The 11,782-nt window shown below is 39.6% G+C and carries 9 protein-coding genes; 6 read left to right on the top strand and 3 right to left on the bottom strand.

The window, feature by feature from the left end:
* Window positions 1-10 precede the first annotated feature (10 nt).
* Window positions 11-94 (top strand): putative holin-like toxin, encoded by an 84-nt coding sequence (locus C812_RS23090; RefSeq protein ID WP_368017499.1) that lies wholly within the window; start codon window positions 11-13, stop codon window positions 92-94.
* Between the two features lie 230 nt (window positions 95-324).
* Here C812_RS23090 and C812_RS18015 read toward each other — a convergent pair whose 3' ends face one another.
* Window positions 325-624, bottom strand: a complete 300-nt coding sequence (locus C812_RS18015) for a DUF6809 family protein (protein WP_016314083.1) — start codon at window positions 622-624, stop codon at window positions 325-327.
* A 635-nt stretch (window positions 625-1,259) separates the two neighbouring features.
* On the opposite strand from C812_RS18015, the gene C812_RS18005 reads away from it, so the two are divergent.
* Window positions 1,260-1,457, top strand: a complete 198-nt coding sequence (locus tag C812_RS18005; protein ID WP_016314081.1) for a hypothetical protein — start codon at window positions 1,260-1,262, stop codon at window positions 1,455-1,457.
* A gap of 147 nt (window positions 1,458-1,604) precedes the next feature.
* A complete protein-coding gene (galU, locus tag C812_RS18000) occupies window positions 1,605-2,480 on the top strand; it encodes a UTP--glucose-1-phosphate uridylyltransferase GalU (protein ID WP_016314080.1) in 876 nt (291 codons plus the stop codon).
* Between the two features lie 71 nt (window positions 2,481-2,551).
* Here the strand turns inward: galU and C812_RS17995 are convergent.
* Window positions 2,552-3,696 (bottom strand): IS3 family transposase gene (locus tag C812_RS17995; RefSeq protein WP_157274712.1). Its coding sequence is split into 2 segments (ribosomal slippage): window positions 2,552-3,423 and window positions 3,423-3,696, totalling 1,146 coding nucleotides; the frame shifts between segments, so codons are not numbered across the junction.
* A gap of 129 nt (window positions 3,697-3,825) precedes the next feature.
* Window positions 3,826-6,282: an O-antigen ligase family protein gene (locus C812_RS17985; protein WP_016314079.1), complete on the bottom strand. Its 2,457-nt coding sequence runs from the start codon at window positions 6,280-6,282 to the stop codon at window positions 3,826-3,828.
* 115 nt (window positions 6,283-6,397) lie between these two features.
* Between C812_RS17985 and C812_RS17980 the strand changes: the two genes are divergently transcribed.
* The 3 genes from C812_RS17980 to C812_RS17970 are packed head-to-tail and all read left to right on the top strand — an operon-like array spanning window position 6,398 to window position 11,760.
* Window positions 6,398-7,183 carry an ABC transporter permease gene (locus C812_RS17980; protein WP_016314078.1) on the top strand — a complete coding sequence of 262 codons (786 nt, stop codon included), beginning with the start codon at window positions 6,398-6,400 and terminating at the stop codon, window positions 7,181-7,183.
* A gap of 15 nt (window positions 7,184-7,198) precedes the next feature.
* Window positions 7,199-7,951, top strand: coding sequence for an ABC transporter ATP-binding protein (locus C812_RS17975; RefSeq protein WP_016314077.1), 753 nt, complete (start codon window positions 7,199-7,201; stop codon window positions 7,949-7,951).
* A 38-nt stretch (window positions 7,952-7,989) separates the two neighbouring features.
* The gene (locus tag C812_RS17970) at window positions 7,990-11,760 is read left to right on the top strand and encodes a glycosyltransferase (protein ID WP_036625943.1); all 3,771 of its coding nucleotides are present in this window, start codon (window positions 7,990-7,992) and stop codon (window positions 11,758-11,760) included.
* Window positions 11,761-11,782 lie beyond the last annotated feature (22 nt).

The raw sequence follows: 11,782 nt of genomic DNA, 5'->3' as shown, positions 1-11,782 counted from the left end.
GGGATGCCAAATGGAAGTTTATCAAGCATTAACGCTAATGATCTCATTCGCGACATTAATGGTCCTGATACTTTCCTTCCATAAACACAAATAGACCGCCCTCGGCAAAGGAATCGGTCTATTTGTACTGAGATCCTACACAGCCTGCCGCCCTTAAAAGCGGCTATTGCCCGGAGCCGTGCCCTGTAAGCACGGCTCCTAAATAATTACTTTCATTGTATCACAATCGATACAAAATATACACGTTTGCGAACTTTTTTGCAGAGGAGCCCAACATTACTCGTACTCATCCGATTCGCTCCTATCTTCCAAGGTTTGCGAGATTTAAGGGGTGGAAGGATGCCGGACAAGCTCATCTGTACCGGTGAGTACTTCCGTGAGGAGGGAGGCGCCAAGCCTGAAACCGTATTTAAACACTGCCATCGAATGCATGTCGTTAGCTTGTGCCTGCAGATCCATCAGGTATTCCAGTTCGCTAAATTCTTCTTCGGTCAGCTTCTTACGCCATGATTCCGTAAGCTCCGAGATTTGCCGGCATAGAGGACGATACTTCGGATCTCGGGAGACAATCATTTCGTCCGGCAAAATATGCCCGGTATAAAGCTCTTCAATCAGACTACTCATACGCATCCTCCTTATTGATAGAGAGGCAGCGCCTTGAAAGGGAGGGCAGCACATGGTAGCATATTTATGCGGCCTTCCTTTGGAGGGTTGCCTCTGGGGGGAAGTGGCGTCGTTCTTTGTGGGATGGGCGCCGCTTCCTTTTACTTTTGTTCGGACAAAAGCAGTTTCAATCCCCGCCGAATTGCTTCTGCTTTAGTGACATTATGCTTGTCGCAATATGCAATCAAAGCGTTGTTCATGTCTTCCTCAAAGCGCACCTTGATACTGACATTCTTGGGATTGTCCTTCTTTGGCCGTCCTGTTCGTGGACTCAGAATGCTCACCTCACTTTCCGTACTCCACAAATTAATACTACTTTTTGCACCCCTAAAAGTCAAACAGAAAATTCCAGAATATTGAAGAAAAACACCCTGCAAAGACACCTGTTTTCCTATCAAATACAACTTGTGGAAGGTTTGTGAACTCGCCCGCCAAAGGGGTGATAACCGATCTTTATCAATGATCAAAAAATCGCTGATATGCTATAATGAAAGCGTGAACAAATGAGGTGCAGCACGGGGTTGATAGAGGTTAAGGAACTGCGCAGCACCTCGTTTTCCAATCTTCGCTCACAAACTTTTAGGAGGGTGAAAGTGATGTTTGAAGGTTTCCTCGAGATGCAGTCTGTCGTGACTCGTGTACACGGACAATTGGAAATCGACGGCGAACACGAATACCGCAAAATCGAGTTCGGCACCGAACGTCTCCTGCACACCCCGGAGCCGGGCAATCGCATCCGCAACGAGGAACAACTTCCTCAGCGCTTCACATGGCGGAAATTTTGGATCCAATAATTCCATACTAAAATCTGCAACAATCAATATTCGTATAACTTAAGTTGGACTCGGGGGAATCCCTGGGTCCTTTTTGCTAACGGTCTATTTGGGATATGGTATAATGACACTAGTTAAATCATTTATGTACGAGGGAGCCATCATTTTATGAAAATCCGCAAAGCCATCATTCCCGCAGCCGGGCTGGGAACGCGATTCTTACCTGCCACGAAAGCCATGCCCAAAGAAATGCTGCCAATCGTCGACAAGCCGACGATTCAATATATCGTGGAGGAAGCCGTGGCTTCGGGGATTGAGGACATTATTATTGTAACTGGTAAAGGGAAACGGGCAATTGAGGACCACTTTGATGCTTCATTTGAACTAGAGTATAACCTGAATGAGAAGGGCAAGTACCAATTACTTGAAGAAGTCCGCAAATCATCGGAGATGGCCGATATTCATTACATTCGTCAGAAGGAACCTAAAGGTCTAGGCCATGCCATTTGGTGTGCAAGAAAATTCGTTGGTGATGAGCCGTTTGCGGTATTGCTCGGCGATGATATTGTGGAGTCGGAAGTGCCTTGCCTAAAGCAAATGATCGATGTATATAATGAACATAAAGCGTCCATTGTAGGAGTCCAGCCTGTCGATTGGGAAGAAGTTTCACGTTATGGGATTGTAGATCCTACAAGGATAAAAGACAGAGTATATCTTGCGAACCAACTGGTAGAAAAGCCAAAACCCCAAAATGCCCCCTCTAACCTGGCAATTATGGGAAGATACATTTTAACACCAGCAATTTTTAGTATCCTTGAAGAACAAAGGGTAGGCGTCAATGGAGAAATTCAATTAACCGACGCTATTTCACGGCTCAGAGAAACCGAACAGGTACTGGCCTATCACTTTGAGGGCACCCGCCACGATGTCGGTGAGAAGCTCGGCTTCATCAAGACTTCGATCCACTATGCTCTCGAAAATCCGGAGCTTCGCGATGAATTGATTAAATATATGTCAGAGCTTGTGTTGGACAGCTTATATTAATTTAAAAAACGGCCTCTCCTTAAGGGAACTGACCCCCGTTTGTGAGACAGGGATCAAAAACACCTTGCAAGTTAAGCAGCCAGTTGTCGATAATCAATCGGTGACTGGTTGTTTAGTTTTGTTTGAATGCGAATTGAGTTATAGTAAGTAATGTAGTCTCGAACGACCTGTTCAACGATTGCTGTCGTTGTACTCGTTAAACCTTCGAGATAGAACGTTTCAGACTTTAGCGTGGAATGAAACGATTCGATGGGGGCATTATCAGCGGGCGTTCCCTTGCGGGACATGCTCATGGTAATGCCCTTTTCCTTTACAGCTTCCTGATACGCCTGGGAAGTGTAGACACTCCCCTGATCGCTGTGAAGTATCGTACCTGGTAGATTGGGCAGCTGACGGAGTGTGTCCAGTACGAACGCAGTGTCCTGCTTGTCAGCTATACTGTATGCCACAACTTCTCCGTTAAACAAGTCTAGGATACTTGATAGATACAACATTCTTCCTCCAAACGGTAAATACGTAATATCCGTAACGAGTTTTTGCATAGGTTGATCGGCCTCAAATTGGCGTTTTAGCAAGTGTTCTGCTATATAGGCTGGCTGCCCTGTAGGTTTGCGTTTCTTGACTTTGACACGGCATTGCAGCTCTTCACGCTGCATAATCCGTTGCACTCGTTTATGGTTAATCGCTTGTTCTTTCCGAAGTAGAGCGGTGATTTTACGGTATCCATAACGAAATTTATGCTGCAAACAGAGTTCGCGGATTTTCTCTACCACAGGATCGGCATCCCTGCTTCCATACTTATCCTTCCAGCGATAGTAGGTAGCACGAGAGAGTCCCGCCCAGGCACAGGCTTGTGCCACGCTAACTTCTCCTTGGATCGATTTGATCCATTCCACTACAATCTTTGAGGATACCCCCTTTCCATCTCGTTGTACTTTTTTAGGAGATCTAGCTGCTGTTTCAAAAACCTATTCTCTGCCTTTACTTTCTCTAATTCTGACGTATATTCCGGTCCTTTGCCGTAGCTATATTGTTTACCTACAGGCTGCTCAAACCGATGTATTTCTCCGTTACGATACCATCGCATCCATGTTCTCACTTGAGAATCATGTCGTATGTTCAATTGCTCCATAACTTCTTTCACTGGGATACCAGCCATTCTCATTTCAATAGCCTTCATCTTAATCTCTTTTGGGTAGCTTACTCGGGTTGCCAACGAAAAAACACCTCCAAGGTTGTCTCCCATATCATACGACATGGTTGCATTCTCTTGAAGGTGTTTTTAATTTGTCTCACACTATGGGGTCAGTTCCAAGGGAGAGACCGTTTTTTTTACTGTACATATTTAGAATGTTAAACTTGCTAACTGCTCAATCGATGCCTTCTCGGATGGATCAACCTGCATCAATCGGTCGTATACTGCCTGGTCGGTTGCCCCAGTCTTCTGCAATGCGGCGAGATACCAACGGGCAATTTCGCGGTTTGTACTATCGGACAAATCATCCTTAATTCCAACTTTGAAGATTTCAGCTGCCTTCGCCGGTTCATTCATCATAAATTGCATTTTACCAGCATTTAGGACCATCGGCTGCGTAATCTCAAATGGATTCCCCTGCATTTGCCCCTTAGGCAATGTCTTCAGGTGCTCTACCCCATCCACAACATGTTGATAGGCGGCTAATCCGGTTTGGAAATATTGCTCCTTCTGAGCGACATCCTGCTCACCCAGCTTTTGATATCCGAGCTCATAGGATTGAACGATCAGGTTTTCATACCAGTCCATATCATATGCATAACGGTCCGCATTATCGCGGTATACCTCATAAGCCTTTTCGTATTCGCCTTTGGATTGGTACAGCTTAATCAATTGTTTGTACATGTCCTTGTTGAAAGGCTCTTTTTTCAGCGCATTCACAAGGAGAGTTTGCTCCTGGTTGTAGAATGCGTCGTCTTTCGTTTGATCAAATCCAGCCTGCAGCAGAGAACTTAAGTACAGCACTGCATCAGGTTGACCAGCACGTTTCTTAAGCGCTTGATCCAAAGGAGCCTTGATCTCCTGGAAATCCTGACTGGTTGTGATCAATTCTTTGCCCTTGGCTGCCGCGCTGACGGCTTGAATATTCCGGATCGATACAAAGATCAAAATCAGGGAAGCAACCACCATAATCGTGCTGTATAACCCGCGCATTGTTCCCGGGTTAACGGTGAATTTTTTGACCGGTTGGTTGTCCATCGCTGTTGCCATCCCAGCAAGTCCAAGGAAAACTAAGATGCCCAGGAAAACATAACTCATGTTAAAGTCCATCAAGCTATGCATCAGGATCGAGAGGACAATGATAAAGTAGACGAAATAGGATTCTTGTTTCTGCTCATCTGCTTGAATATATCCGCGAATATACTTATAGAAAATAAAAGCCAAAAATGCAATCAGTACAAGGAAACCTAAGAGACCTACCTCAACCAGATACTGCATCACAAAGCTGTGCGCTTGACGGCTAGTATATGGGTTATTCTGGTATTTCTCATAAATAGATGCCCAAGCGCCGCCGCCAGCTCCAATAATCGGATAATCTTTGACAACTTTCGCTGCATCCTTATAAAAAGTCATCCGTTCCAAGAAACTGTGTTGTTGCAGGTTAAGGTTCTCCAAACGTTCCCCGATGTTCCCAGGCAAAATATGCTTCAGGTTCGTTCCGAGGAACAAGGCAGCTACCACAGCTACCGCAAGAACCGAAACCAAAGGCAACCACAAGCTGGCAAGCTTCTTGCTTGCCCATTTGTTAGTTCCGTTCTCCAATCGAGGAGCGACAAAGCGTTGAATCAGACAAGCGATGACGGCCAACACGATTGAAGCTGCTAGTACGTAAAGCCAGCCCTTGGCTGGATCACTGATCTGTCCCAGATGGAATTGCTGGCCCAGCTCTGTGACAGGCTTAGCAATGACCAGCGTACCGATTCCGGCGATCAAGCAGTAGATGATCCAGAGGATTTGTTTGGCCGGCTTCAGGAACAACAATAAGATGATAAAAACGATCGGTAAGAACACCAAGCCGCCACGGGATAATGTTAATAGAATCGAGAGGGCCATCGGGACAAGCATGAATGCATGGATAGCTTGGCTATACCATTTTTTTGATCGTGTAATGGCAAAGACCGCTACAAAGAAAAACGCCATCAAAAACGCTGCATACGTATTTGGATACTGGAACACCGAGGCAAGTCGCGGACCGTTCGCATCCACCCAAATCGCTTGGGTATATTGCCCGTTAACTACCGTACCTGTAAACCAGCCAACGATGGCGGACACAGTTTTTCCTTGTCCCAACCAGTTGAACAGGCCGAAAAGCACAATGATATATCCAACGGTAATTACCGTCGTCTCCATGACAAGGTTCGACTTGCGGTTTTGCAGCAAATACAATGAAATGACAAACATAAAGGCATAAAGCGACTGAATCAGCACCATATTGGAAGCAAAGTACTGGCTTGCTGCCGAAATAAGTGCGATAATGTAAGTTATGGGAATAAGCAGAACGAGCAATGCCGTCCAATCCCGCTGGTCTTCCAGCTTAAGGCTTTTAAAAAAGGTGGCAACCCACCCTAGCATGAGTAGACTTCCAACAAGCACCGCCCAATAGATGGGTTTCTCGAAGTCTAGGACAAGCCCGTTAAATAACCCTGCTTGGAACGGCGCCCAAACCAGGAACAAAATCAACCCAATCATCAACACCAACAACGCCGCAGGTAACTTTTCCCGATTTCTCGACGCTGCGGCCATTTTCCCGTATACTGGTTTCGACACGTGTTTATCTCCTTTGCGAATAGATACGGGTATTATTTTAGCATAAAATATAATATAAAGCTTATGTAATCAAAACAAGGATAGTGAAGATGTGTTAATTTGTAGGAGTGTTGCTATGAATAAGTATCTTATACATTTCATGACTTTTAAAAAATTTTATTATTTATTTACTATTCTTGTTAATAGAGATATCAAGAAAAAATACAAAGGTTCAGTATTGGGGATACTTTGGAGTTTGATTAACCCTTTGTTGAATATGATTGTGTTAACGATAGTTTTTTCTACTATATTTAAGAATAGTATCGATAATTTTCCAGTTTATCTGCTAAGTGGTAGGTTGCTCTATAGTTTTTTTGAAGGGGCTACTTCCGCGTCACTAAAATCAATTATAAATTCATCATCTTTGCTAAAGAAGGTTTACGTACCAAAATATCTTATGACTCTATCTGGTGTTACATCAAACTTTATTACGTTTCTAATATCGCTAATCGCTTTAATGTTTGTAATGATTGCTACTGGTGCTGAAGTAAATTTTTATATATTATATGCGCCTGTATTTTTATTGCTTTTATTTGTGTTTGTGTGTGGGCTTAGTTTAGTTTTATCAACAATAACTATCTTTTTTCGTGATTTAGTATATATATATCAAGTAATTACTCATATTTTGGTTTATACATCGGCTATTTTTTATCCGTCTTCGATTATTCCAGAAAAGTTTCAATTTATTTTATTGATAAACCCTGTATTTCATTATATTAGTGGATTTAGGCAAGCTGTATATTTAGGAGCTCCGCCTGATTTGATGAACTTGTTAATATGCTTTTTGTTAGCAATTATAAGTTTGTTCATAGGCGTTCTTGTATTTGAGAAAAATCAAGATAAATTTATCTTGTATATTTAATAAGGTGAAGTGACTATGAGAACTCCTGTAATTAGGGTTGAGCAAGTGACAATGAAATTTAGAATGAATAGAAATAAAACTGATAGTTTGAAAGAATATTGTATTAATATTTTAAAGGGCGGGCTTCAATATTCTGAATTTACTGCACTAGAATCTATTAACTTTGAAGTTTTTAAAGGTGAACGATTAGGGATTATTGGCCATAATGGTGCTGGGAAAAGTACACTTTTAAAAATTATTGCGGGGGTTATGAAACCAACTACAGGTAAAGTGACTAGAATTGGTAGCATTGCACCATTACTGGAGTTGGGAACTGGCTTCGATGGTGATTTTACTGGACATGAAAATATCTATTTAAATGGAGCTTTGCTAGGAAAAAGCAAAGAGGAAATTGATTCTGCGTATAATGACATCATAGAATTTGCTAACTTAGGCGAGTTTATTAACGTTCCGATAAGAAACTATTCGTCTGGTATGAGAGCAAAGTTGGGATTTTCAATTGCTACAAGTATAAACCCTGATATCTTGATACTGGATGAAGTATTAGGTGTAGGTGATCAAGCATTCAGAAAAAAAAGTACGTCTAAAATGCTCGAAATGATTAATGATGGGAAAACTGTCATTATGGTTTCCCATGGTATTGGACAAGTAAAAACCTTATGTGATAGGGTCTTGTGGTTACATGAAGGAAAAATAAAGCAAATAGGTACTCCTGAAAAAGTTTGTTGTGACTATATTGAATATATGAATGAAATTAGTAGCGTTTAATGTTGATTGTCATATTTTACGAAAAGGAGTTAGTAATCTTGTACGAAGAATGGAAGGCGCATCGCAAAAAAACAGGGATGGTTAGTTATATAAAAAAATGGAAAGAGTCATATCTGATTTTTAAAAGTGGCTTTTTTGATGCAAATTATTATTTGAGAGCCTATCCTGATGTTTCTCAAGAATTGACTAGCGGATTTTTTTATCGTTTATCAATAAGCAAAATAAAAATCTTTAGACTAATAGGCAAGGCTGTTAATCATCCTATACGCCATTACGTTTGGCATGGTGTGTATGAAGGTAGAAACCCATCTGTCTCTTTCGATACGAGATATTATGTAGAAAATAACCACGATGTTGCATCAGAGAATATAAATCCATTTCTCCATTATATTACTTATGGAATTGATGAGGGAAGAAAGGCAAAATCTATTTGGGGTGATTTTGAAGGGAATTCACACCTGTTAAGTGACCAAATTAGAATTATTAAAGAAAGTGGGTTGTTTGATGAGGATTATTATCTGACGATGAACATTGACGTTAGAAATGCTCAGATTGATCCTATCGAACATTTCTGTAAGTATGGATGGAAAGAAGAAAGGAATCCAAATAGTTCATTTAATACAAAAAATTATTTAAAAAAAATGTCTGAATTATACGGTGAAGTAGTAAATCCGCTTTATCATTATATTCTTTGTGGAAATGAATCGGGATTTAAATTTTCCAGAGTAAACCAATTGGTCAAGAGGGACCAGACTATCGTTTTTATAGGACATGAGGCAGAAGCGACTGGTGCCCCAATAATTCTTTTGGATGTAATAGAATGGTTTGATCGCCATACTTCTTATAAAGTCAAGGTCATTCTATTACGTGGTGGAAAGTTAATAGATCGATATAAAGATGTTGCCGAAACATTGGTGTTAAATAATCTAAAAAATAAAAACGATATTAAAAATCAAATCGATCAGTTTATTAATACTGAGAATTGCATGCTTTTTTTAAACACTGTAGCATCAGCCCGTATATTTGATTTTATTAATGCTGACAAGTATCCGAAAGTTGCATTTATACATGAGTTAGAAAAAACTTTAAGATTATTTCCAGATGAAACTATCGCCCTCAAACAAAACGTGCAGACTATCATTTCTGCCTCCAGTGCTGTTACAGATAATTTGGTGAAAAATCACGGCTTTAATAGTGAAGAGGTTACCACAGTATTTGCCTTTATTAATCCACAGCACCTTAATTTAGATGAAAAGTATAAAATAGATAAAAGAACGACGCTTAATCTACCTATTAATAAAAAAATAGTATTTGGTTGTGGCAGTGTCTACTGGAGAAAAAACCCTAAGGGTTTTATTGATGTGGCAGAAAAGATTATAAAAAACACTGAGCACAAGTGTGAATTTATATGGATTGGTGAAGGTGAGGAGCTATCTGATTGTAAAAGTATTGTTATCAAAAAGAAATTAGAAAAGGATATTAAGTTTATTGGTCCTGTAGATAACCCACGTGATTATTTCTCTGCTGGGGATATATTTATGTTAACTTCCATTGAGGATCCTTTTCCTTTGGCTTGTCTTGAGGCAGCTGAATGTGGGCTACCGATCTTATGTTTTGATGAGGCTGGCGGAATGCCGTTGTTTGTTGAAAAGGATGCTGGTGTAGTAGTGCCTTATAAAGATTACAATGCCATGGCACAAGCGGCAATTACACTTATAGAAGATGACAATTCACAAAAATTACTTGGAAAGAATGCCCGAGAAAAGGTGCTAGCTAGACACACGATAAGTAACTCTGTTCAGAAAATAAAAAAAATTATTGATAAAAAACTAGGTATGCAACCTCTTGTTTCTATTATTGTGCCAAACTACAATCATGCACAGTATCTTCATGAGAGATTGCAGAGTATATATAATCAAAGTTTCCAAGATATTGAAGTAATTTTAATGGACGATGTTAGTTCTGACGATAGCAGAGCTATTTTAGATGATTATGCGAATAAATATTCAGAGATCACAACTAAATTATACAACAGCAAAAACTCAGGTAATGTGTTTACTCAATGGATGAATGGTATTAGTGCATCAAACGGTGAGCTAGTTTGGATAGCAGAAAGTGATGATTATTGTGAGAATGATTTTTTAGAGAATGTTTTATGTGCTTTTAATGATCCAGAAGTTGTTTTGTCGTACTCAAATTCAAATATTATTGGTTCAAAAGGTCAACATTATAACACCTATGACAATGCAGCTTGGCTGACTGATTTGAATGAAAATAAATGGAAAAGTGATTATGTTATAAGCGGCTATAAGGAATTCCAAGAGGCTTTAGCTATCAAGTGTACAATACCGAATGTCTCGGGTGTTGTTTTTAGGAAAAATGTCGCTGAAACAGCGTTGCAGTATTCGTTTAAATATAAAAAAGCCGGTGACTGGATATTCTATGCACATGTTGTAATGCAAGGTAAGGTTTCTTATTGTGCACAAGCCCTGAATTATCATAGAAGGCATGATGGAACGGTTACGTCAAAAGAAGGTGACAAAAAGGGAATTGTTGAAATTTTTGAGATTCACAAGCATTTCGTCAATGTATTTCCTACATCCATGAAAATCCGAAATTCTATGATTAATTTTGTGCAAAAAGAGTACAACATATATTTTGAAAGAGGAAGTATTACAACCCCATTGAATGAATTGTATAATTTTAATGACATCATTAATGCTCCATTCAAAATTAAAGTTGCATTATATCAGCACGGTTTAAATTTCGGTAAGGGTGGAGCTGAAAAAATTCTAATTGAAAAGGCAAACTTCTTATTTTCTAAAGGGTACGAGGTAAGAATATATAACAAGACAACCGTTGATAATCCGCTTCCTTACAAACTTAATAGTAACATTGAAGTTATTAAAATTAACAAGGATACGGATATAATTAATCATTTATACAATGATAAACCTAATGTTATTATTATTTTCTCCATAGGACACCCAGATTCGCAAATAATTCAAAAGTGTCATGAAGTTGGGGTTCCAACTATTCTCTCAATGCATAACCAGCCCGCATTTTTTGATAAATCGCCTGGTTTGAAAGAGCATACTAAAGCTTTGGAACTTTCGGATGCTGTCGTTACATTATTGCCTTCTTTTAAAGAACATTATGTTAATAAGGGAATTCGTACTAAAATCGAAGTTATACCAAACTTTGTATGTCAACCTGAAGTCGATGGAAAGTTTAATGGGATCCCGAACCGTAAGTATATTTTTAATGCGGGAAGGCTTGTTGAGCAAAAACAACAAGAACTATTGATTGATGCATTTGCTAATCTAGCTTCCGATTATAAAGATTGGGATTTGGTTATTGCTGGAGAGGGGCATCTTCGTACAAAACTTGAATCGAAGATTAAAAAATATGGTTTGTCCAATAGAGTCATTTTAATAGGTCAAGTTGATAATATTGGAGACTATTACAAGAATTGCGAGATGTTCGTATTATCATCAAAATTTGAAGGTTTTAGTCTAGCTCCGATTGAAGCATCGTCTTTTGGTAAGCCTGTTGTTGTTTTTAAGGATTGCACACCTTACGGAGAAACTTTTGGAGTTAATGACATTATGGTTCGTGTTGATGAAATGACTCCGTTATCGTTAGAAATGACTCTCCGAGAATTGATTGAAGGAAAGCGTTTTTTTTCCAAAGAACAAGTTATTCAGTTTTATAACGAGTATTCTCCTCAGTATATCATTCCAAAGTGGGAAAGTCTTATAGCAGAAGTCATAAAGGAATTTAATGCCGGTAAAATGATATTATTATAGAAAGTATTAAAACTTTGGAGGA

Source organism: Paenibacillus barengoltzii G22 (genome assembly GCF_000403375.2).
Classification (GTDB): Bacteria; Bacillota; Bacilli; order Paenibacillales; family Paenibacillaceae; genus Fontibacillus; species Fontibacillus barengoltzii.
The sequence above is the reverse complement of the archived record's forward strand: the minus strand, read 5'-3'. Positions and strand labels throughout refer to the sequence as shown.

Coding starts and splice junctions, on each gene's coding strand:
- C812_RS23090 (WP_368017499.1), top strand. CDS start 11: ATGGAAGTTTATCAAGCATTAACGCTAATGATCTCATTCGCGACATTA.
- C812_RS17975 (WP_016314077.1), top strand. CDS start 7,199: ATGAGAACTCCTGTAATTAGGGTTGAGCAAGTGACAATGAAATTTAGA.
- galU (WP_016314080.1), top strand. CDS start 1,605: ATGAAAATCCGCAAAGCCATCATTCCCGCAGCCGGGCTGGGAACGCGA.
- C812_RS18015 (WP_016314083.1), bottom strand. CDS start 624: ATGAGTAGTCTGATTGAAGAGCTTTATACCGGGCATATTTTGCCGGAC.
- C812_RS18005 (WP_016314081.1), top strand. CDS start 1,260: ATGTTTGAAGGTTTCCTCGAGATGCAGTCTGTCGTGACTCGTGTACAC.
- C812_RS17980 (WP_016314078.1), top strand. CDS start 6,398: ATGAATAAGTATCTTATACATTTCATGACTTTTAAAAAATTTTATTAT.